Raw genomic sequence first — 21,576 nt, 5'->3', positions numbered from 1 at the left:
ATCCTGACAGAAAGATCAGCGGCCATGGCGTGGCGAAAACGCCAGCCAGGCCAGCACCGGGTAGCACAGGTAATGCAGGCTGAAGAGAAACAGGCCCATGGGGCTGGGCGTGTCCTGCAGATACATCATGCCCAGCAAACCCAGATAGAGCAGCCCGAGTACGCCGCCATAGAGCAGGGTCAAGCGCCAGCGTTCGGCATTGCTTGGCGCGCGCCCGGTTCGCCAGTGAAATACCAATGCGAGACCGGCGGCGATGGCGGCGGCGATCAGCAATGTGGTGAACACGCCGCCCAGACGCACGAAGGTGCGCAGCAGCAGGTTCAGCACGACGGCCGCGACTATCCCCGCGGCCGCGTAATAGCGCAGTTGCAGGCTCTGACTCACAGGCTTTGCACCAGGCCGAAGCGTTTGCGCAGCACGCGCTCGAGCAGGGCCTTGGGCAGCAACGTGGCGAGCAGCGGCAGGGCGCGGCTGCCATTGCCCAGGCGTAGCAGGCGCGGGGGCTTGTCACGTTGCACGGCGGCCAGCAGTTGCGCGGCGAAATCCTTGGCCGGGGTCGGATTATCCTGCGAGGCGTTGGCGCGAGCGCGGATACCGTCGCGCAGCGGCCACCAGGGCGAATCCTCACGGATCAGCGCCTCGGCCTGTTGGCTGGCGTTGGCGCCGAAGCTGGAGGCGATGGCGCCGGGCTGCACTTCCATCACCCCGATGGAGAAGGGTGCCAGTTCCATGCGCAGCGCATCGCTCAATGCATGCACCGCTGCCTTGGAGGCGCAGTAGGCGCCGGCGAAGGGGGTCACCAGCAGTGCGGAAACGCTGCCGATATTGACCACCAGGCCACGGTTACGGCGCAGCAGCGGGAAGAACGCGCGGGTGACGCCGACGATGGAAAATACATTGGTTTCGAACTGTCGCTGCATGGCCTCCACGCCGCCGTCGAGCAGCGGGCCCATGGCGCCGTAGCCGGCGTTGTTGATCAGCACATCGAGGCCGCCGATGTCCTCGCTCAGACGTGTGCTCAGCTGTTGCAGCGCTTTGCCATCGTTGACGTCGAGTTGTACGGCATGGAACCCGGCCTGTTGCAGGGCCGTCACATCGCCCTCCTTGCGCGCGGTGGCCCAGACGGCGTAGCCGCCAGCCTGGAAAGCATCGGCCAGGGCGCGGCCGATGCCGCTGGAACAGCCGGTGATGAGGACGCTGGGTTGAGGCATGGCGGGGTTCCCTGAGGCAAGATGGGGCTGCAGCTTAGCAGGCTGGGGATGCTGGGGGCTCGATTGAGGTGATGGCGGACTGTTCGCCTCGCTGTGAGCGGCCGGCGCAGGCGTTTTCGTCGTTTTGTAGCCCGGATGAACTCCGGGTACCGTCACAGGCAACCTCCCCGGATTGCATCCGGGCTACGAAGCTGGCAATGGATGTCGATCCTACGGGTTATCGGATGAACTTGCCCTGCAGGCGTTCGGCGCGAAACTCCAGGGTAGCTGGGCGATAGCCGCTGCGCAGGTCGGGCAGGGGCATGCAGTCGTTCCAGCTGGCGCCCGGCAGCAGCTCACCCGGGCCGCTGTAGCGCGGCGATTCGTAGAGGCGCTGGGCCAGGTTGGTGGCATTGCCGGGACGGTAGGCGGCGACTTCCCAACGCAGCTCGAGCAGGGCGGCGTCGCTGCCGTTTTTCAGGTTGATGGCCAGCGGGCGGTCGCCGGGGCATTGCTGCGGGTCGTAGTTCAGGCGCAGTTCGAGATGGGCGATGTAGCGCTCGTCGCGCGTTTCCTGCCAGAGCACCCAGGTGGCCACCAGGCCAAGACCAACCAGCGCGGCCATGGAAACCGGCAGAGCCTTGGTTGGGTAGCGGATCAGCAGGATCAGCCAGGTAATGACGAGTACGATACCGAACAGCATGAGGGCATTCCTTTTGGAAGTCTGCTCTCATCCTACACAAGGTGCTGTTGTGCGGGTAACCGTGCAGGCGTTACCGCGGATGTGCGTAGGGACCGGCTTGCCGCGGTCCGACGTCTCGGTGATCAGGGGCGTAGCCCGGATGCAATCCGGGGTCGAGATCGACCCGGATTGCATCCGTACTACGAACAGCTCAGTGCAAGGCGCCGACCGCTACCGCATCGCTACGACCGTAGACGTCTTCCAGACGCTCGATATCGTCCTCGCCCAGGTAGGTGCCGGACTGCACTTCGATGATCTCCAGCGGGATCTTGCCCGGGTTGGAGAGGCGGTGCACCGAGGTCATCGGGATGTAGGTGGACTGGTTCTCGGTGAGCAGGAACTCACGGTCGTCGCAGGTCACCTTGGCCGTGCCGGACACCACGATCCAGTGCTCGGCGCGGTGGTGGTGCATCTGCAGCGACAGCTGCGCACCCGGCTTGACGGTGATGTGCTTGACCTGGAAGCGGCCGCCCATGTCCACCGAGTCGTACGAGCCCCAGGGGCGGTACACCTCGCAGTGGTTCTGGGTCTCGCAGCGGCCCTGCTCGTCGAGCTTGCTCACCAGTTTCTTGACGTCCTGCACGCGGTCCTTGTGCGCCACCATCATGGCGTCCTTGGTTTCCACCACGACGATATCGTCCAGGCCCAGCACCGCTACCAGCTTGCCATTGCCGTGGATCAGGCAGTTGCGGCTGTCCTCGATCACCACGTCGCCCTTGGTCACGTTGCCGGCGTCGTCCTTGTCGTGCACCTCCCAGATCGACGACCAGCTGCCGACGTCGTTCCAGCCGGCGGCAAGCGGCACCACGCAGGCGCGATTGGTCTTCTCCATCACCGCGTAGTCGATGGAGTTGTCCGGGCAGCAGGCGAAGGTGGCCGGGTCGATGGCGATCTGCGTGTCCTCGCGCTGGCTGCGCTCCAGGGCCAGCAGGCAGGTGTCGTAGATGTCGACGTCGTGGTGCTTGAGCTCTTCCAGGAAGCGGCTGGCGCGGAACAGGAACATGCCGCTGTTCCAGTAATAGTCGCCGCTCTTCACATACTCGGTAGCGCGCTGGGCGTCGGGCTTCTCGACGAAGCTGGCGACGCGGGCCACGCCATCGGGCAGGGCGCCGTCGGCCTGGCCGCGGATGTAGCCGTAGCCGGTTTCCGGACGGTCTGCCGGCACGCCGAACAGCACCATCTCGCCTTTTTCGGCGGCCACTGTGGCCAGCGCCAGGGCCTGGCGGAAGGCTTGCTGATCGTCAATCACGTGATCGGCTGGTAGCACCAGCATCAGCTCGTCTCGGCCTTCGGCGAGCAGTTGCAGGGCCGCCATGGCCACCGCCGGGGCGGTATTGCGGCCAAAGGGCTCGAGCAGCAGCAACTGCGCCTGCTGGTCGATCTGCTCCAGCTGCTCCATCACGATGAAGCGGTGTTCCTGGTTGGCCACCAGCACTGGCGGTTGCATGCCCTCGATGGAGAGGCGCTGCAGGGTCTGCTGGAAAAGGGTCTGCTCACCGGTCAGAGCGAGGAACTGCTTGGGGTAGAGCTTGCGCGAAAGAGGCCAGAGTCGCGAGCCGCTGCCACCGGAAAGGATGATGGGGGTCATGATGGTGTCTCTCCTTAACGTTCATTTCGAAATGGATGCCCGTGTCGTGTCGGTGCGGCGTGTACCCGCCGTTTTCCTTGTTCTAGAAACTCTCTGTATCAACCGTCGATGGGGCGCTTGACCCACACCGGCGACAACTTGCCCTGGGCGCCGGTGACGAACAGGCTGACCACTTCGCCGCGTTCCAGCGTCACCGGTTTCAGATCGGCGACCTTGCGCTCGCCGTCGAACAGCGCCAGGCCGACCTTGACCGGGTTGATCTCGCGGTCGCCACGGCCGTCGGGTTTGACGTCGGCGACCACATCGGTCTTGCCGTCGGCGGTCTTCAGGCTGAGGGTGCTGTCAGTCAGGTTCTGCACGCGCAGCAGGGCTTTCTGCCGGCTGGTGAAGGGCGGCTCCTCGACCAGGCGCGGCTCGGCGCCGGTCTGGCTGACCAGGGTGTAGTAGCGCGCGGCCTCCAGATCCACCGCCATCTGTGCGTTGCCGACCTGGGCCTGATAGCTGCCGGCCGGGAGGAACTTGAAGTCACTCGAGCCCAGCGGCGAGATCTGCTTGAGCTGGGTCTGGCCGACGCTGACATCGAGCTCGGCGCTGCTGGCGTTGTAGGCGCGGACGAAGGCCGAGCCCTTGGGCGCCTTGGGTCCGTAGAGGGCGCCGTCATCGGCCTGTGCCTGGAGCATGCCGAGGCCCAGGGCCAGGGCGCAGGCGCCCAGAGTGAAACGGCGTAGGGTGGTTTGAGTGTTCATCGGATAGTCCTCCTTGGGAGATGAATCAGTGACTGGCAGCAGCCAGCCCCTGGTGCTCGCCGGCGTCTTTGAGCGCGGCGAGCCATTGCGGGTCGAAGTCGGTGAAATCGCTGGTCATCGGCAGATAGCGCTCCGGGAATTCCCAGATCACCAGCTGTGGTGGGTTGTTCTCGAGCTCGTCGCTTTGCAGGTACTTGAGCATCGGCACCAGCGGACCGCCGCCTTCCTCGGCGTGGTTGGCCAGATCGCGCTGCAGGTGCTCGCGCAGGGCGCCGGCGAAGTTCCATGAGGGATTGGCGCTGTAGCTGGTGCCGACCAGCGTCACCGGCAGGTCGCTGTCGCCGAACAGGTCGTCAGTGTCACCTTCGGCGGCGTGGGTTTCGCGCTGCTGCAGGCGGTCGGCTTGTGGCATCAGGCTTTCGAACAGCGGCGCCAGCGGCAGGAAACGGGTCAGGTCGCCCTGGTGCGCACGGGTTTCCACGGTCTCGGTGACGAACTGCTGCGGCTCGCCACGTAGTTGCATGGCGCTGTGCACCACTTCGCTCAGGGCGCGGGCAGTGACGTCGGCCCCCTCCGGGGTCCAGTGGGTATCGGTGCGCAGGAACATCGGCGCCTCGCGCTTGGCTGCCTGCAGCGGTTCGAGCAGGTCCGGCGCGGCAATCCCGGCGTTGCGCACCGCGCGGTGAAAACGCGGGTACAGGCTGCGCTGCAGGGCGCTGGGGCGATGGTTGCCAGTGTGCTCCGGGTAGAGGCGGGTCTTGGCCGGAACGATGGCCAACAGCAGCTGGATATCGCGCTCCTGCAGCTGGCGCTGCACGCCACGGATCAGCGCCAGGTTATCGCGTAGCTGGCGCTGACCGTCGACCACCGGATCGAACTCTTCGTCCGAGTACAGCCAGCCGTCTTTGCCAATCACCAGGCCGCTGCGGCCCTCACCGAATGCCAGGTATTCCACGGCGGCCCAGAGGTTGATACCGGCCTGCTTGAGCGGGAAGTTCTCGTCGTAGTGACGCTCGACGCTCTTGGCCAGGCCGCCGTCGAGCACGCTCGGCTGCGCCGGCATGCGGTAGTCGCTGAGCTGGCTCAGGGCGAGCAGGCTGACCGGCAACAGCAGCAGGGCGAACAGCACGACATACAGGGTCTTGATGGGGCGATTCATGCTTGGCCTCCGCTCAGAACTGGAAGTAGAGGAAGGGGGAGTAGCTCTGCGCCGAGAGCTTGAGCAGCGAGACGCAGAACAACAGCAACAGGGCGCCGCGCATGGCCACCAGGCGCAGGTCGACGGCCTGCAGGGCGACGCCGGCGCTGGCCAGGGTCAGGCCCGGCTCATGTTTGCGGCTGGCGAGGAACTGGCGGGCGCCGTTGACGGCAATCACCACCCAGGCCAGCACCAGCGTGACCATCTGCAGGCCGGTGATGCGCGCCTGGGTCAGCTCGCTCAACTGCCAGTCGCCGAAGGGCAGCAGCGCGGCGTACATGCGCCCGGCCACTTCAAGGTTTTCGGCGCGGAAGATCACCCAGCCAAGCATCACCAGCAGCAGGGTGAAGGCCCATTTCAGCGGGTTGAACACAAGCGGTGCGGCTTTCACGCCGAGCGCCCGTTCGATGGCCAGCCAGGTGCCGTGCCAGGCGCCCCAGATCAGGAAGGTCCAGTTGGCGCCGTGCCAGAAGCCGCCCAGCAGCATGGTCAGGAACAGGTTGCGGTAGGTGTTGAAGGTGCCGTGGCGGTTGCCCCCCAGCGGCACGTAGAGGTAGTCGCGCAGCCAGGTGGACAGACTGATGTGCCAGCGCCGCCAGAACTCGGTGATCGACTGGCTGATATAGGGCTGGTTGAAGTTCTCCATGAAGCGAAAGCCCATCATCAGGCCCAGGCCGATGGCCATGTCGCTGTAGCCGGAGAAGTCGAAGTACAGCTGCGCGGTGTAGGCGATCATGCCCAGCCAGGCGTCGCCGGTGCTGGGGTTTTCCAGGGCGAAGCAATGGTCCACCAGCGGCGCCAGGCTGTCGGCGATGAACACCTTCTTGACGAAACCCTGCATGAAGCGCGTGGCGCCCTCGGAGAACTTGTCGAGGCTGTGGCTGCGGTCGGTGAACTGGTCGGCCAGGTCCTTGTAGCGCAGCACCGGGCCGGCGATCAGTTGCGGGAACAGGGCGATGAAGGCGGCGAAGTTGATCAGGTTGCGCGTCGGCTCGGTGTCACGCCGGTACACGTCGATGAGGTAGCTGATCGACTGGAAGATATAGAAGGAAATACCGATCGGCAGGATCACCGAGGTGAGGACGAAGGGCTCCATCCCCATGGATTCGAGCACGGCGTTGATATTGGCCACGCCGAAGTTGGCGTACTTGAAGTAGCCCAGCGTGGCCAGGTTACCGACCACCCCGGTGACCACCCAGCGGCGTGCCGTCTGGGTGCCAGCGTGGGCGTGAATACGCAGGCCGATGCCGTAGTTCCACAGCGTGACTGCGGCGAACAGCAGGAGGAAGTCCACCCGCCACCAGGCATAGAAGGCGTAGCTGCCGATCAGGATCAGCAGGTTGCGCCCGCGATTCGGGCACAGGTAGTACAGGCCGAGAAAAATCGGCAGAAACAGGAACAAAAAGACGTTGGATGAAAAGACCATCCGTGCTTCTCCGTGAACAGCCGGGGCAGCGCCCCCCTTTCCCCCCGCGAGCGGAGGGTTTGTTTTTGCTACGTCCTGTAGGCGCTGGCTTGCCAGCGATCAGCTTTTAAAAGCATCGCCGGCAAGCCGGCTCCTACGGCTTTCCAAACACCTGGGTCACCTCGCCGCCGAGGCGGAAGCTGTTGAACGGCCCCTTCTCCTGGTTCAGTTCGCGGGTCTGTTCGCTGCAGGCATAGAGGCTGCAATAGGGCGCCAGCCAGGCGTACTTGAAGTTCTTACGCAGCTCGCTCATGTCCTGCTTGGAGCCGGTGCGCTGGGCGAACGCCGCCGGGTCGCGCGCACCTTGCAGCACACGTTCGGCCAGACGCTGCAGGGCGCCATGGTTTTCACCGCGCAGGTCGACTTCATTGGCCTCGGCAAAGGCCGCGATCATCGCCAGTGGCGGCAGGGCATAGTTGTGATAGGCCAGGGCGCGTTGGCTACGGCGCATCTCATTGGCCAGGTAGCCCTCGTCATCGACCTGATTGGCGGCGATGCGGAACTGGCCCACGGACCAGTCGAACAGGTCGCGGCGGTCATCGATCACCGCCACCGCCATCACCGACCAGGCGGCCCAGTAGCTGTGGTTGTTGATCTTGCGCAGCGGCAGGTCGCTCCACTCGCGCACCGTGTGTTCGGCCAGGCGGGTGAACCAGGCCTCGATGCGTGCGCTCTGCTGCGGGTAGGCGGCCAGCGGCTGCGACTCGGAGAACTTCAGGCGCAGCCAGGCGCCGGCCAGGCTGCCGAGCGCCCATTTGCGCATCGACTTGCCGGTGTGGTTGAACTGCTCGGACTCCAGCGCATCGGCGCTGGCCCACTGGTCGAGCCATTCGATGGCGCATTCCAGGCGCTCTGGCTGACCGGTGCGCATGTAGCCGGTGATCATCCGTCCGGCTTCCTTTTCCAGGCGGACGATGTGTGAAGTCTGCTCGCGGAAGTTCTTCTCCGCCTTGCGGTTGAGCGTGGCGCGCGCGCTGTCGGAGCCGGCGTACTTGCTGGTGAACTGCAGCTCCCCGGTGTAGGGCTGCGGCACCGCGGGGCAGGCCGGCGCCTTGCCGTCGCGCTGGCCAACGGCGGCGTAGTAGCCCGCTGGCGGTTGCAGTTCGGCGAAGGCCGGGGCACTGAGCAGCCAAGCTGCAAGGGTGAAGGGGGCGAGTCGTGTGAGCATGGTGACCTCCTCAGTCGTTCGCGCGGTGCTGCGCGACCTGCTGGCTGGGCCCGCTCGGGCGCTGGCACAGGCTGGCCTGGACTTTCAGGTCGTCGGCGCTGTCCTCGGGCTTTTCGATTTCCAGGGCGAAGAAGTTCTGCTCACCCCAGCCCGGCTCGTCGCGCAGTTCCACGGCGAAACGCCCGTCGGTATCGACGGTGTGCGGTTTCTCCAGCTTGAGCTGTTCGCGGCGGCCGTTGAGGTACCAGATGGTGGCGTCGACGCGCTTGACCGATGGATCGCTGAAACGCAGGTCGAGCTGGTGGCGATTGCCGGCCAGGGTCAGCAGCTTGTTCTCGCCGTTGACGAGAATTTCGTTGCTGCCTGGGCGCAGTCGTTTCTCGCTGCTGAGCAGTTCGGTCTGGCCACTGCAGCCGTTGTTCAGGGTGGCCATCAGCTGGCGGTGAATGCGGTCCGAAGCCAGGTCGTAGAGCGGCGAGAATTCCCAGATGAGAATCTGCGGTGGGTCGTTCTGGAACGACTCGCTGGCCAGGTACTCGAGCATCGCGCCTTCCAGGCCGCCGCCGGGGAAGGCCGCGTTGAGCACGTCGGTGCCCAGGTACTCTTCGAGAAAACCGCCGAAGTTGTAGTTCTTGCCGCTGTGGCTGGTGCCGATCAGGGTGATCTTCGGGCTGCTGTCGTCGCCGAACAGCGCGTCGCCATCGCTGGCGTCCTTCGGTTCGGTGATGAACTGGTCGACGTACTGCACCGCATAGCCGGTGCCGCACAGCTGGCTGGCGACGTTCTGCATGGTGCCGGTCTTGCCCATCAGGCCGACGCGCTCGGTGACGAATTCCTTGCGTGGAATATCTTCGAAACCGGGGATGCGCTTGACCGTCTCGGCCACCAGGCGCGCGGTGCGCTCGGCGCCGTAGGGTGTCCAGTGCTGGTCACGGCGGAAGTAGAATTCCTTGTCGCTGTTCTCGTCGGTCAGCGGGGTCAGGTCCGGCACCCAAATGCCGAGCTGTTCGAAGCGGGTCAGCGCCTGGCGGTAGTTGCGCAGCGCCTTGTCGTAGTCGAAGCGCTGATAGTCGTCCGGGCGCAGTTTGCTGCGATTGACCAGGCCGCGGGTGGGTTGATAGACCACCACCAGCTCCACGCCACGCTGCTTGAGGCCGTCGCGCAGCTCCTTGAGGCGCTGGTAGCCGACCTCGCTGGTGCCGAATTCGGTGCGCAGGTCTTCGACGCTGCGGAACAGCCAGCCCTCGTCGGCGTCGAGCAGGGTGACGAAGTTCTTCATGTAGTTGGTGGTGTAGCGGCTGGCCTCGTGGGCAGCCGGGCACAGCGAGCAGCAGTCTTCCACCTGATATTGCGGCGCCTGGCGCTCTTCGGCCTGCAGGCTGCTGCCGAAGGCGGCGCAGGTCACTGCCAGGGCCAGGGTCTTGAGTTTGTATGCAGTCATGGGAGGCCTCGTCAGTTGGTCATCGGCTCGGGCTGGATCGGATCGATCAGCACGGGCAGGCGCTGGCGCACCATGAGGTCGAGGATCTCGTCCTGCTTGTCGCCGAGGATGCCGGCGAGCTGGATGCCGCTGCTCTTGCGCGGCGCGAGCATCTTCACGCGGTACAGCTCGACCGACAGCGGCGAGTCGATACTGATCGGGCTGGAGCCGTTACCGGCCAGGGTGCCGCCGACGACGATCATCGAGATCTTGGTGTCGAACGGGTCCAGCTGCAGGTCGCGGTCGGTGTCGGACAGGTCCTTGATGTGGCCGTACACACCGGTCAGCTGGTTCATTGCCGAGAGGTTGTCGTAGAGGCGGATGTTCTCGCTGTTGCGGATGCGGATGCCGTGGCGCTGATTGCCCAGCACATGGTTGCCCCACAGCAGGTTGTCGCCGCTCTCGTACAGGGTGATGCCGTCGGAATGGTTGCCGTGCACGCGGTTGTAGGCGATCACGTTGCGCTCGCTGTTACGGTCGATCACCACACCGGAGAGCTTGTTGTCGTAGCTCTCGTTGTTGATGATCCAGCTGTCGTTGACCTCGCGCGAGATGATGATGCCGTGCTTCTTCTTGGTGCCGAACACGGTGTTCTCGGCAATGATCAACCCATGCGAGCGGTCGTGCGGGTCGATGCCGTAGACGATGTTGTCGCGGTAGGTGTTGCCCTTGATCACCACGTTCTGCGCTTCGTAGCAGTAGAAGCCATACCAGTGGTCGACGAACTCCGAGTCGATCAGCCAGCCGGTCGGCTCCTCGCGTTGCAGGCGCTCGTGCATGTTCGGCGTGTACTGGGTGATCGACACGCCGTAGGACTTGGAGTTGTCGTAGCCCAGGCTGGTGATCACGCTATTGGCGATATACAGCTCGCTGCCGCCCCAGGACACCAGGAACGGGCGGAACTCCTTGCCGTTGTCACGCATGCTCGCCGGGCCGTTGTCGGCCTCGCGCCAGGCGGTGACGCGGGTGTCGGTGAGGAACATCAGGCCATCGTTGACCAGGAACGCGCCGCGCTCCTGCGACAGGCGCAGCTCGCGGGTTTCCTTGCCCACGTGCAGCGCCGCGCCCTCGGCGACGACGATGGGCAGGCGGGCGATGTACACGCCCGGCTCCTGCTCGGCGAACTGGCTGTCAGGCAATGCCTTGGCCAGGTCCTGGGCGGTGACCAGGCCGCCTTCGATGAAGATCGCCTGGGGCATGCCCTGCTGGCGCTTGATCCACTCGCGCAGGCGCTCGTTGCCGCCGGTGAAGTCCTTCAGCGCGTCCTGGCGCAGCATGCGCCGCACCACCACCTGGCCGCTTTTTTCACGCGGAATCTTGGCCAGCACGGCCTCCTTGGTGTAGCCGGACAGGTCCGGTAGCGTGGGTGCTTCCATATGCAGCTCGTCGGCCGGTGCACTGCGCACGCGGTAATCGAACTGGTGCTGCTCGGGGTTGGCCTGGGCCAGGGGCGCGGTGAGACACAGCGCGCCGAGCAGCAGGGGTAGGGCTAAGCCGTTGGGTTGCATGATCCGATCCCTCAGAAGCGCCAGATGAAGTCGACGAAGGCGCGGTGCATCACCGAGTCGGTGCCGCTGCCATAGGCGTCGCCCGGCAGGAACACGCCCGCGCGCAGGCGCACCAGGGCCGAGCGGTCATCCAGCTGTTCGGCGACGCTGGCCGGCAGCAGGCCCTGCTTGAAATAGCGGGTCAGCACCAGGTCGACTTCCTGGCCGATGTCTTTCTCGCCGGCCACCAGCGGCGCGGTGATGCCGCTGTCGCCGACGTCCTGATCGCCATCGACGCGCCAGAAGCGGTGGTAGACGACGCTGGCGTCGTAGTCCTGGCCCAGTTGCCAGGAGCTGAACGCACTGGCCACCTGCAGGTTGGAGAGCTCGCCACGGAAGGCTTCGCCATAGCGGTGCAGGCGCGATTCGACGCCGGTGAAGTTGGCGCGGTTGCTGTGCAGGCCGGTCTGCATGAACTGACGCGACTTGCCTTCATCACCACCGCCGCTGCCACGGGCATAGGCAGCGCCGATCTTCCAGTTGTCGTCGAGGCTGTAGCGCAGGCCCAGGTCCATGGCCCAGGCGTCGACGTCCTGGCTGCGCGAGCCGGTGGCGATGCGGTCGCTGCCAACCACTTGCTGCTGCAACTGGTCGGTGTCGCCCTTGAGCCAGGTCATCTGTGCCCAGTAATTGAGGCGGTTGCGCGAGTTGCGCTCGAAGAAGCCGCCGTCGACGTGCAGGCCGAACCAGGTCAGGTCACCGGTATAACGCTTGCTCAGCTCATCGACGCGTTCGCCGGGGTTGGCCAGGCGGCCGTCGTCGCGGCTGTGGTGCAGCTTGGCGCCGATGCGGTGGCCGGGTGTCCACTGGTAGTCGAGGCCGGCGAAGAAGTGGCGACGGTCTTCGTCTTCGGGCGCTAGGTCGTCGAGGTCGGTGCGGTAGTCGGAGAAGCGCTCGGCAATGCCGACATTGGCTTGCAGCAGAGTGGTATCGAAGCGCCAGTTGACCGCCTCGATATTGGTGTCCCACCAGCTGCCTTCGTTACTGCGCAGGCGCTGACGGCCGACGCGCAGGTGTTCACCGGGGTAGGCGGTGAGGCCGGCGTAGTCGACCCAGAATTCGCGCATGGCCAGGTAGCTCTTGTCCGGCTGACGCGCGTCGCTGCGCTGCGTGCTGTCTTCGCCGTCGTCCTGCAGCGGGTCGGTTTCGATGGTGTCGGTGGCGGTAACCGCCTGGCCCATGGCGAAGGCGCTCCAGTTGCCGCGTTCGCCGTAGGCCCAGGGGCGCAGGTCGAGACCGATACCGCTGACGTCGCCACCCGCGCGGGTGCCGAGGTCGCGGTCGTCTTCCGATTGCGCGGTGATCTTCACATCCAGGCCGAAATTCTTCGGCGCATCCGCCGCCCAGGCGGTGCTCGCTGCCAGCAGACTGGCACTGAGCCCCAGCTGACTAACGATACGATTTAGCTGCATGCGTGCATCCTTGTTCATGGCTGGCTGACCTGCAGGGCGGCCTGCTGCTGCAGAACGATGCCGCGGGCATCGCGCTCTTCGCGCAGCAGGCGTTGGCCTTCGGCCAGTTGTGCCGGGGTCAGGCTCGCTTCCACCTCATGCGCCAGTTCGAAGGTTGGCGGCGTATTGCGTGGCAGGGCCAGTTGACTGAAGACATAGGCGTTGACCGGGTTGGGCTTGACCCCGCGACCCTGGCTGAACATCTGCGCGAGGACGAAGTCGGCGCTGAGCTGGCCGGCACGGGCGGCGCTGAGCAGGTGGTCGAGCGCCTGCTGGGCATAGACCTCGCCGAGGTAGCCGCGCAGGTAGATCTGCCCCAGGTAGTAATTGGCGCTGGGTTCGCTAGGCGCGGCCTTGCGCAGGTGCTCTTCGGCTTTCTTCGGCTGCTGCGGCAGCAGCTTGCCTTCGTAGTACAGGCGACCGAGCAGCAGCTCGGCGCGCGGCAGGGCGGCTGCACGGCCCTTGTCCAGATAACCGAGCAGGGTGTCGATATCACCTTGGCCGGGATAGTCGTAGAGCAGCCGCGCGAGGCTGACCCAGGCGGCCGGATAGTTCGGCGCGATGGCTTCGAGCAGATCCTGGGCGAGTTGCGGTTGCGGCTGACCCAGCTCGGGATCACTGAGTACCTGAGCCACGGACTCGACCTGGTTGGGCGAAACATTGCCGGCGCGGTAGCCCGTCAGCAGTTGCTCGAGCAGCGCTTCACGGTCATCTTCGCGACTCTGCTTCTGGTACACCGTGGCCAGCTCGGCGTAGCAGGCGTCGTTGCTGGCCAGGCGTGCCTGGCAGATACGTTCGATCTCGCCCAGGTGCTGGTCGTAGGTGCCATCGGTGCGGTACAGAAGGATCTGCGCCAGTTCCGCCTGCGGCAGACCCTGCTGGCGCCAGTCTTGGATACGTTGCGCGAGGTTCATGGCGGGAAAGTCCTGTGGATAGAACAGGTAGAGTTCGGTCAGCGGCAGCAGCGCGCTGGGCTCGCGAGCCTGGGCTGCGCTTTCCAGCAGCTCGGCGGCCTCCTGGCGCTCGGCCAGGGTGCTGCCGGGCTTGCGCGCCAGCAGCTTGCCGAGACGCGCCTGGGCGCGCGGCGAACCATCCAGGGCCTGGCGGTAGATGCGCTCGGCCTCAACCAGGTCCTGGCTCTGACCGTTGGCGGCGTAGATGTCGGCCAGGCCGATCTGCGCGTCGCTGTAGCCCATCTCGGCGAGCTGGCGGAAATGCCATTCGGCAGTCTGCGCATCGCCGCTCTGCAGGGCTTCGCGAGCCAGGCGCTGGTCCGGCAGGCCGGCGCAACCGGCCAGCGTGGCGCTGACGGCGAGGCCAAGCAGGGCAGGGCGAAGAAGGGGCATGCTCACGGCGTGTTCTCCTTAGCGGCCTGCCGCTACGGCGCGATCGACCAGCCAGCCCAGCGACGGGCCACGGTCGATGACCACGTCCACCGGTTGCCCGGCGAGGCTGGCCGGCAGGGTTTCCTGCGGCTTGATCACCACGCGGATGTCCGAGCTCAGGCCGCCGTCATGCAGGGCGCTGCTGACGATCTCGCCGTGACGCGCCTGGTCTTCGCCGGCCACCTTGAAGGTCACTGGCGTGCCGGGGCGCGCCTGTTCCAGATGGCGGTAGGGGAAGCTGGCGCTGACGGTGGCGATGCCGTCCTGCGGCACCAGTTCGAAGATCACGTCGCCCTTGCTGGCGAACTGACCGTCGGCCACCAGTTGGCGGGAAATCTTGCAGTTGCACGGGCTGGTCAGGGTGCCCTGCATTTCGCGGGCGAACAGCGCTTCGATCTGGCTCGGCTCGAGCTGATCGTCACCCAGGTGGCCCTTGAGCATTTCCAGCATGCTGGTGGTGAAGGTGGCGATCGGCGCGCCTTTTTCCACGACGCCATCGGGTTGCGCCAGGCTCTGTACGCTGCCTTCACGCGGCATGGTCACCTGCAGCGCCGGCAGGCTGATCTGCGCCGACTGCGCGTGGGTGACGAAGTACAGGCCGTAGATCGACTTGCCGATGTAGCCGAAGGCGGCCAGACCGATGAGGAAGATCGCGCCACTGAAGGTCACGGCGCGCAGGCGATCGAACATGCCCATGCCACCGCCTGCGCCGTTCTTGCGCGCCTTGGTGAAGTTGTCGCGCTGGAGGATGTGCAGCACCTCGCCGACATTGACCAGCTCACCAGCCAGGTGGGCGCTGATCAGGTGGCGCAGGGCGGCGGCTTCTCGTGCACCAAGGCCGTGGAACTGGCAGCCGACGCGGTTGTGTTCGGGCAGCACGGCATTGATCTGAAATTCCACGTCCAGGCCCAGCACCAGGCTGTCGAGCTGGAACTGCAACTGGCCGCGATGAAAATCACCGACCTTGTGCGTGGTCTTTTCGTTGGTAAAGCTGAAACCGCCGGCAGACACATCCTGCAGGCGCGCGTCGATGCGTTCGCCCTTGGCATTGGTGAAGCGCAAGCGCCCTGGCAACTTGACGCGGGCATGCTGGCGCTGGGCCTCGGACTCATGGACGACGTTGTGATTGGCGACGGAGTTCATGGTGGCTAATTCCTATTCGAGTACGGTCACACCAGCGCTAGCAGCGCGGCGATGAAGACAGAGGCGGCAGAGAAAGTCATGGCGCGCGACGACCAGCTGTTGAACCAGTTGGCGAAGCTGGAAAGGCCGCGATTGAGCTTGGTGTTCTGGCGCGTCCAGGATTGTTGGTCGAGGCGAAAGAACACGTAGATCTTCACCAGCGCGCCGACGATCTGGTTGTAATAGAGCAGCGCCGGGTAGGCCGGACCGATGCGGTGGCCGGAGAGCATCAGCAGCAGCGTCAGGATCAGCCGCGTGCTGCCGATCCACAGCAGGTAGATCAGCAGGTACATCAGGCTGTACTTGAGGCTGGCGATGATCGCCACGCACAGGCCCAGCAGGCAGGTCCACATCGACACGCGCTGGTCGAACAGCACCAGGCTGGTGAAGGCGCCGAGGCGACCCATGCCCAGCCGCAGGGCGCGCGAGTTCTGCCGCAGGTTGTTGCCGTACCAGCGGAACATCAGCTTACGGCTGGCCTTGATGAAGCTCTTCTCCGGCGGGTGCTCGACCGTGTTGATCGCCGCATCCGGCACGTAGAAGGTGTCGTAGCCCAGGCGCATCAGGCTGTACCAGCTGGACTTGTCGTCACCGGTGAGGAACTGGAAGCGACCGAGGCGCCAGTGCTCCAGGTGATCGCTTTCCACGTCGCGGATGAACTCGGGGTCGGTCACCACGCTGGCGCGGAACACCGACATGCGCCCGGTCATGGTCAGCACGCGTTTGGAGAGCGCCATCGAGCACATGTTGAGGTGGCGCTGGGCGAAGCGCAGCTTGTGCCATTCGCTCATCAGGTAGCTGCCGCGTACCTCGCAGAACTCGTTGGTGGTCAGCCCGCCGACGTTGGGGAAGAGCTTGAACCAGGGCACGGTCTTGATCACCACACCCGGCTCGAGCACGGTATCGCCGTCGATCACCGCCACCACCGCATCGCGGTCCGGCATCTGCCGGGAAATGGCACGAAAACCATGGGCCAGACCATCACGCTTGCCGGTGCCGGGGATGCGCACGATGTCCAGTTTGACATGCGCCGGCGGCTTGGCATGAGCCCAGAGGTTCTTGATCAGCAGCTCGTCGGAGAGCTCGACGATCGAGCACACCACGGTGCACGGATAACCGCAGTCGATGGCTTCGCGAATCACCGAGCGATAGACCATGGCGGTGGTCAGCGCCTCGATGCGAAAGCTGGTGACCAGCAGATACACATGAGAGGGGTCGGCGTCCTTGCCGAGTTTTGTAACCTTGCGGCGATACCAGGGGTAGACCAGGTAAAGGAACAGGCAGCCGCGCACGAAGTGCATGGCGCCCATGGAATAGCGCCAGATGCCGACGATACCGATGAGCAGGATGAAATCCCGCGCTTCGGGGTCGAACACCGTGCGTGGCAGGGCCAGTGCCAGCAGCATCAGCAGGCTGAGATAGAGCATCCAGCCGCTGGCTTGATTGAGGCCGTTCTTGAGCTTGTCCATATGCGTCTCCGAGTACCTGCACGCGCTGGGCGCGCAGGTACGTTCGGGTCCTTACCAGCAGATGCCTTCGGCCACGCCGTTGCTGGCGTGGGGCATGAAACCGACCAGGTCGATCACCCGTTTGCCGCTCGGCGCCTGCTCGGCCAGCTTGGCGAAACGCTCGTCGCTGTTGCCCAGGACGATGATGTCGGCCTTGGCCACCACGTCGTCCAGGTCACTGTTGAGCAGCGAGGAGACGTGCGGGATCTTCGACTCGATGTATTCCTTGTTGGCGCCGTGGACGCGGGCATATTCGACGTTGCGGTCGTAGATGCTCAGGTCGAAACCCTTGCCGATGAGCATTTCCGCCAGCTCCACCTGCGGGCTTTCGCGCAGGTCATCGGTGCCGGCCTTGAAGCTCAGGCCGAGCAGGGCAACCTTGCGCGAGTCGTGACTGGCGATGATGTCGAAGGCCTTCTGCACCTGGGCGGCGTTGCTGCGCATCAGCGAACCGATCAGCGGCGCTTCCACGTCCAGGCTGCCGGCGCGGTAGTTCAGCGCGCGTACGTCCTTGGGCAGGCAGGAGCCGCCGAAGGCGAAGCCGGGCTTCATGTAGTACTTGGACAGGTTGAGCTTGTGGTCCTGGCAGACCACGTCCATCACCTCGCGACCATCGACGCCGACGGCCTTGGCGATGTTGCCGATCTCGTTGGCGAAGGTGACCTTGGCCGCGTGCCAGACGTTGCAGGTGTACTTGATCATCTCGGCGACTTCGATGTCCTTGCGGATGATCGGTGCGTCGAGCTCTTCGTAGATGCTGGCCAGCAGGTCGCCGGAGGCCTTGTCCAGCTCACCGATGACGGTCATCGGCGGGAAGTCGTAGTCCTTGATCGCGGTGCTTTCACGGAGGAACTCGGGGTTCACTGCCAGGCCGAAATCGACGCCGGCCTTCTTGCCCGAGCAGTCTTCGAGAATCGGCAGTACCACGTTCTTGGCGGTGCCTGGCAGCACGGTGCTGCGTACCACCACGGTGTGGCGCTCGTTCTTGTCGCGCATTGCCATGCCGATCTCGCGGCACACGCCTTCGATGTAGTTCAGTTCCAGGTCGCCGTTCTTCTTGCTCGGCGTGCCGACGCAGATGAACGACACATCGCTTTCCAGAACGGCAGCGGCGACGTCGGTGGTGCCGCGCAGGCGACCCTGACGCAGACCCTGTTGCAGCAGTTCTTCCAGGCCCGGTTCAACGATGGGCGATTTGCCGTTGTTGATCAGGTCGATCTTGTTCGCGGAGATATCCACGCCAATCACGTCGTGACCACGTGCCGACAAACAGCCGGCACAGACGGCACCTACATAACCCAAACCGAAGATACTGATTCGCATGGTATTCACCTCGTCCGTTTGATGCAGTTTCAAATACTGGCCTTATGGCCAAAACTAGTCCGTGAACTCGCCGTTTTAATAGGAGCAAGTTCATTCAGGCATAAGTAGAGTGGGGCGCCGGAAGTGGCACCAAATGCGGGCCTTTATATTGAAGGGTGGCCCTTTGATGTTGTCGCTGCCGCCTCGCTTGAGGCCTCTATCTCGGTGCTGTGACGGGTTGCTATATCTCCCTTTGAAATACACGGACTTTTCTTGGGGTGAAGCTGTCCGGCGAAAGTTAATTCGCTATTTGGCAGTTTCAAGTGATCAGAAAGTTATGTATTGAAATGTGTTACGGGCTGTATGAGTGGCGGCCCTTTCGGATAGTTCCTACCGTTCGTCCTGAAGCTGAATCGAAGCTGAACGGCTAAGTTGATTGCAATATAATGGCAAGTTGCAAAATGCATGATGGCATATTGCGAGTTAACTAACTCGAAACTATCCGATAACTTAACGGCGCAATAAGTTCTGTGGAAAGTGCGCTTACGCTGAAACTGTGATGCCAAACAGGTTTTTGAGAATCAAACGCAACGCCGAGGGAATTTTTGCCAAGCGCGGCGCTCGGGGCGCAACGAAGCGCTAGGGGGAAGAAGGAGGGGAGTGGCAAGCGCAGCGGCCGAACCCATGCAGCAACCGATGAGCGGTGCATGGGTTGGCCGGCGTAGGGGTCAGTCTTGCGGCTGGTCGCGCAGGAAAACCAGGCTGTCGGCCTTGGAATGCTCGGCCGAATAACGGTAGCCCTGATAGTTGAAGTCCTTCAGGCCTTCGGGGTTGCTCAGGCGCTCCTTGATCACGTAGCGCGCCATCAGACCGCGGGCCTTCTTGGCGTAGAAGCTGATGATCTTGTACTGGCCGTTCTTCAGGTCCTTGAACTCGGTGTCGATGAGGCGTGCGTTCAGCGCCTTGCGCTTGACCGCGCCGAAGTACTCGTTGGAGGCCAGGTTGAGCAGCACGTCATCGCCCTGGGCGGCCAGCGCTTCGTTGAGCCAGCCGCTGATGCGCTCGCCCCAGAAGGCGTACAGATCCTTGCCGCGGCCGTTGGCCAGCTTGGTGCCCATCTCCAGGCGATAGGCCTGCATCAGGTCCAGCGGGCGCAGCACACCGTAGAGGCCAGAGAGCATGCGCAGATGAGTCTGGGCGAAGTCGAAGTCGTCTTCGGAGAAATCCTCGGCATTCAGCCCGGTGTAGACGTCGCCCTTGAACGCCAGCAGCGCCTGTTTGGCGTTGGACGGGTTGAACGGGCGCTCCCAGCTACCGAAGCGCGCGGCATTGAGGCCGGCAAGCTTGTCCGACAGATGCATGAGTTCGGCGATCTGCGCCGGGCTGAAGTCGCGCAGCTGCTCGATCAGTTCCTGGGCGTGGTCGAGGTGCTCGGGTTGGGTGAAGCGCGGGGTGGCAGGTGGCGTCTCGTAGTCGAGAGTCTTGGCCGGTGAAATCACCATCAGCATGTGCGGAGTCTCCAGAAAGCGTGACGGCGATTCTAGAGGTCAGGGGTCGGCAAGACCACCTATCGGGGTGATTGAGAAGAACAGCATTGATGTCTTCGTAGGAGCCAGCTTGCTGGCGATCTCGTCAGCGCTGATCGCCGGCAAGCCGGCTCCTACGGGAACGCAGATAGTCAGGCGATACGAACAGCGCCTGCACCTGATTGGCGCAGCATGCTGCAAGTGGGGGCGGGTAAGCGAGGTGGGTTACAGCAGGTAGGACTTCGGACTTTAACGGGGTGCTGGCGGCTCGCCAAGCACTATCTGTCGCGTCAGCAAATAAACCTGCGTGGCGATAAAAAAACGTTTTTCTGTCATGTGAATTGGAGTAATAAAAAAGCAAGACCGCCGAAACCTGCAGACAGGTGGCGGCCATTGGCCCTCACCTTGCTTGCCACCTTTCGGCCCCGACCCTGAAAAAGTCGGCGGTCTCTGTCCGGCGCAGCACCGCCTCTGGTATTGCGTCGCCTGGCTACTACAAGAAGGTGACCGACGTATGGATGACCACGGACGCTCCAAGCCCACCGCTCCAACCCTCTACGCTCTCGACACCAACGTCCTGATTCACGATCCCAACGCCTTGCTCAACTTCGAAGAACACCACGTCGCCATCCCGATGACGGTGTTGGAGGAACTCGACAAACTGAAATCCGGCAAGCATGGCGTCGCTGCCGAATGTCGTCAGGCCATTCGCCTGATCGACCAGATTCTCGCCGGTGCCGAACCCGAGGACGTCGAATACGGAGTACCCATCCAGCGCGGCAAGAGCGGCCCCTGCGGGCGTCTTTCCATCCTCATGAGCAAAAGTGCGGCGCCGGTAACCTGGCTGCCGGAAAACCTCAACGACAACAAGATCATCAACCAGTTGGTGGAGCTGAAGTCGCGCAACCCCGGCCTGTCCGTGGTGCTGGTGACCAAGGACATCAACATGCGCCTGAAGGCGCGCGCCTGCGGTATCGACGCCGAGGACTACCACACCGACCAACTGGTCGATGACGTCTCGCTGCTGTCGAAGGGTTATCACGACATGCCCGGCTCGTTCTGGGATCGCGTGAGCAAGGTCGACACCCGTCAGGACCACGGCCGCACCTGGCACCGCGTGCAACTGACCGACAACCTGCCGGCCGTGCATGTCAATGAGTTCATCCTCGATGAACAGGGCTTCGTCGGCTGGATCAAGGCGATCAAGGGTGATGAGCTGGTTATCCTCGACATGCACCAGGAGCCCCTGCTGCATCAGGAAGCCTGGGGCCTGAAACCGCGCGACATCCACCAGGCGCTGGCGCTGTTCGCGCTGCTCGATCCGGACATCCACCTGGTCAACCTGTCCGGCGCCGCCGGTTCCGGCAAGACCATCCTGGCGCTGGCTGCCGCCATCGAGCAGACCATGGTCAGCAAGCGCTACCGGCGCATCATCGCCACCCGCAGCGTGCAGGGGCTGGATCAGGAAATCGGCTTTCTGCCCGGCACCGAGGCGGAGAAGATGGAACCCTGGCTCGGCGCGATTACCGACAACCTCGAAGCGCTGCACATGGAGGACGAGAGCACCCACGGCAGCGTCGACTACATCCTGCAGAAGGTGCCGCTGCAGTTCAAATCGCTCAACTACATACGCGGGCGCAGCTTCCAGCAGAGCCTGATCCTCATCGACGAATGCCAGAACCTCACCCCGCACCAGATGAAGACCATCATCACCCGTGCCGGCAATGGTTCGAAAGTGGTGTGCCTGGGCAACCTGGCACAGATCGACACCCCCTACCTGTCAGCGCCCAGCTCGGGTCTGACCTACCTCACCGAACGCTTCAAGGACTTCCCGCACGGCGTGCACATCACCCTGCAAGGCGTACCGCGCTCGATCCTCGCGGAGTACGCGGAAACCCATATGTAACCCTCGGGCTGTGAAACACCCGCGCCCCTGTTCGCAAGAGCAGGGGCGTTTTAGTCTGCATCAACGAATCACCACAGGTTCCGTGGGAGCGGCTTCAGCCGCGATGATCGCGGATAAATCCGCTCCTACAGTTGCGTAGCCCGTAGCCCGGATGCAATCCGGGGATTTTTGTCGCCTTGGCCCCGGATTTCA

The 21,576-nt window shown here is 63.9% G+C and carries 17 protein-coding genes; 1 reads left to right on the top strand and 16 read right to left on the bottom strand.

The window, feature by feature from the left end; translation table 11 throughout:
- Positions 1-15 precede the first annotated feature (15 nt).
- The 16 genes from BLR77_RS05205 to yaaA all read right to left on the bottom strand — a co-directional run bounded on the left by BLR77_RS05205 (position 16) and on the right by yaaA (position 19,460).
- Positions 16-384 carry a hypothetical protein gene (locus tag BLR77_RS05205; protein ID WP_074675786.1) on the bottom strand — a complete coding sequence of 123 codons (369 nt, stop codon included), beginning with the start codon at positions 382-384 and terminating at the stop codon, positions 16-18.
- Positions 381-1,211: an SDR family oxidoreductase gene (locus tag BLR77_RS05200; RefSeq protein WP_074675785.1), complete on the bottom strand. Its 831-nt coding sequence runs from the start codon at positions 1,209-1,211 to the stop codon at positions 381-383. The genes BLR77_RS05205 and BLR77_RS05200 overlap by 4 nt, the downstream gene beginning before the upstream one ends.
- Positions 1,212-1,428: 217 nt before the next feature.
- Complete coding sequence (locus tag BLR77_RS05195; protein ID WP_074675784.1) at positions 1,429-1,893, bottom strand: multidrug transporter; 465 nt, start codon at positions 1,891-1,893, stop codon at positions 1,429-1,431.
- Positions 1,894-2,083: 190 nt separating this feature from the next.
- Positions 2,084-3,520, bottom strand: a complete 1,437-nt coding sequence (locus tag BLR77_RS05190) for a mannose-1-phosphate guanylyltransferase/mannose-6-phosphate isomerase (protein WP_074675783.1) — start codon at positions 3,518-3,520, stop codon at positions 2,084-2,086.
- A 98-nt stretch (positions 3,521-3,618) separates the two neighbouring features.
- Positions 3,619-4,266: an alginate O-acetyltransferase AlgF gene (locus BLR77_RS05185; protein ID WP_074675782.1), complete on the bottom strand. Its 648-nt coding sequence runs from the start codon at positions 4,264-4,266 to the stop codon at positions 3,619-3,621.
- A 25-nt stretch (positions 4,267-4,291) separates the two neighbouring features.
- Positions 4,292-5,425, bottom strand: coding sequence for an alginate O-acetyltransferase (locus tag BLR77_RS05180; RefSeq protein ID WP_074675781.1), 1,134 nt, complete (start codon positions 5,423-5,425; stop codon positions 4,292-4,294).
- Between the two features lie 13 nt (positions 5,426-5,438).
- Complete coding sequence (locus tag BLR77_RS05175) at positions 5,439-6,890, bottom strand: MBOAT family O-acyltransferase (protein ID WP_074675780.1); 1,452 nt, start codon at positions 6,888-6,890, stop codon at positions 5,439-5,441.
- A gap of 133 nt (positions 6,891-7,023) precedes the next feature.
- Positions 7,024-8,097: a mannuronate-specific alginate lyase gene (locus tag BLR77_RS05170; protein WP_074675779.1), complete on the bottom strand. Its 1,074-nt coding sequence runs from the start codon at positions 8,095-8,097 to the stop codon at positions 7,024-7,026.
- Positions 8,098-8,107: 10 nt separating this feature from the next.
- Positions 8,108-9,538 (bottom strand): alginate O-acetyltransferase, encoded by a 1,431-nt coding sequence (locus tag BLR77_RS05165; RefSeq protein ID WP_074675778.1) that lies wholly within the window; start codon positions 9,536-9,538, stop codon positions 8,108-8,110.
- A gap of 11 nt (positions 9,539-9,549) precedes the next feature.
- Positions 9,550-11,085 carry a mannuronan 5-epimerase AlgG gene (algG, locus tag BLR77_RS05160; RefSeq protein ID WP_074675777.1) on the bottom strand — a complete coding sequence of 512 codons (1,536 nt, stop codon included), beginning with the start codon at positions 11,083-11,085 and terminating at the stop codon, positions 9,550-9,552.
- A gap of 11 nt (positions 11,086-11,096) precedes the next feature.
- Positions 11,097-12,536, bottom strand: coding sequence for an alginate export family protein (locus BLR77_RS05155; RefSeq protein ID WP_074675776.1), 1,440 nt, complete (start codon positions 12,534-12,536; stop codon positions 11,097-11,099).
- A 14-nt stretch (positions 12,537-12,550) separates the two neighbouring features.
- Positions 12,551-13,927: an alginate biosynthesis TPR repeat lipoprotein AlgK gene (gene algK, locus BLR77_RS05150; RefSeq protein WP_074675775.1), complete on the bottom strand. Its 1,377-nt coding sequence runs from the start codon at positions 13,925-13,927 to the stop codon at positions 12,551-12,553.
- 12 nt (positions 13,928-13,939) lie between these two features.
- Complete coding sequence (locus BLR77_RS05145) at positions 13,940-15,103, bottom strand: alginate biosynthesis protein Alg44 (protein ID WP_074675774.1); 1,164 nt, start codon at positions 15,101-15,103, stop codon at positions 13,940-13,942.
- A 26-nt stretch (positions 15,104-15,129) separates the two neighbouring features.
- Positions 15,130-16,611 carry a mannuronan synthase gene (alg8, locus tag BLR77_RS05140; RefSeq protein WP_074675773.1) on the bottom strand — a complete coding sequence of 494 codons (1,482 nt, stop codon included), beginning with the start codon at positions 16,609-16,611 and terminating at the stop codon, positions 15,130-15,132.
- Positions 16,612-16,662: 51 nt separating this feature from the next.
- Positions 16,663-17,973, bottom strand: a complete 1,311-nt coding sequence (gene algD / locus BLR77_RS05135) for a GDP-mannose 6-dehydrogenase (RefSeq protein ID WP_021488167.1) — start codon at positions 17,971-17,973, stop codon at positions 16,663-16,665.
- Between the two features lie 707 nt (positions 17,974-18,680).
- On the bottom strand, positions 18,681-19,460 hold the full coding sequence (gene yaaA, locus BLR77_RS05130) for a peroxide stress protein YaaA (protein WP_074675772.1): 780 nt from the start codon (positions 19,458-19,460) through the stop codon (positions 18,681-18,683).
- A 532-nt stretch (positions 19,461-19,992) separates the two neighbouring features.
- Here yaaA and BLR77_RS05125 point away from each other — a divergent pair.
- Entirely contained in the window at positions 19,993-21,384 is a 1,392-nt protein-coding gene (locus tag BLR77_RS05125) for a PhoH family protein (RefSeq protein ID WP_037005508.1), read from the top strand.
- Positions 21,385-21,576 lie beyond the last annotated feature (192 nt).

The organism is Ectopseudomonas alcaliphila (assembly GCF_900101755.1).
Classification (GTDB): Bacteria; Pseudomonadota; Gammaproteobacteria; order Pseudomonadales; family Pseudomonadaceae; genus Aquipseudomonas; species Aquipseudomonas alcaliphila.
This window is presented reverse-complemented; position numbering and strand designations above follow the sequence as displayed.

Bases quoted from the DNA above. Each gene is read 5' to 3' on its own strand.
- BLR77_RS05155 (WP_074675776.1), bottom strand. From the start codon at position 12,536: ATGCAGCTAAATCGTATCGTTAGTCAGCTGGGGCTCAGTGCCAGTCTG.
- BLR77_RS05170 (WP_074675779.1), bottom strand. From the start codon at position 8,097: ATGCTCACACGACTCGCCCCCTTCACCCTTGCAGCTTGGCTGCTCAGT.
- BLR77_RS05180 (WP_074675781.1), bottom strand. From the start codon at position 5,425: ATGAATCGCCCCATCAAGACCCTGTATGTCGTGCTGTTCGCCCTGCTG.
- BLR77_RS05200 (WP_074675785.1), bottom strand. From the start codon at position 1,211: ATGCCTCAACCCAGCGTCCTCATCACCGGCTGTTCCAGCGGCATCGGC.
- alg8 (WP_074675773.1), bottom strand. From the start codon at position 16,611: ATGGACAAGCTCAAGAACGGCCTCAATCAAGCCAGCGGCTGGATGCTC.
- BLR77_RS05195 (WP_074675784.1), bottom strand. From the start codon at position 1,893: ATGCTGTTCGGTATCGTACTCGTCATTACCTGGCTGATCCTGCTGATC.
- algG (WP_074675777.1), bottom strand. From the start codon at position 11,085: ATGCAACCCAACGGCTTAGCCCTACCCCTGCTGCTCGGCGCGCTGTGT.
- BLR77_RS05125 (WP_037005508.1), top strand. From the start codon at position 19,993: ATGGATGACCACGGACGCTCCAAGCCCACCGCTCCAACCCTCTACGCT.
- BLR77_RS05145 (WP_074675774.1), bottom strand. From the start codon at position 15,103: ATGAACTCCGTCGCCAATCACAACGTCGTCCATGAGTCCGAGGCCCAG.
- BLR77_RS05190 (WP_074675783.1), bottom strand. From the start codon at position 3,520: ATGACCCCCATCATCCTTTCCGGTGGCAGCGGCTCGCGACTCTGGCCT.
- BLR77_RS05165 (WP_074675778.1), bottom strand. From the start codon at position 9,538: ATGACTGCATACAAACTCAAGACCCTGGCCCTGGCAGTGACCTGCGCC.
- yaaA (WP_074675772.1), bottom strand. From the start codon at position 19,460: ATGCTGATGGTGATTTCACCGGCCAAGACTCTCGACTACGAGACGCCA.
- BLR77_RS05175 (WP_074675780.1), bottom strand. From the start codon at position 6,890: ATGGTCTTTTCATCCAACGTCTTTTTGTTCCTGTTTCTGCCGATTTTT.
- BLR77_RS05185 (WP_074675782.1), bottom strand. From the start codon at position 4,266: ATGAACACTCAAACCACCCTACGCCGTTTCACTCTGGGCGCCTGCGCC.
- algD (WP_021488167.1), bottom strand. From the start codon at position 17,973: ATGCGAATCAGTATCTTCGGTTTGGGTTATGTAGGTGCCGTCTGTGCC.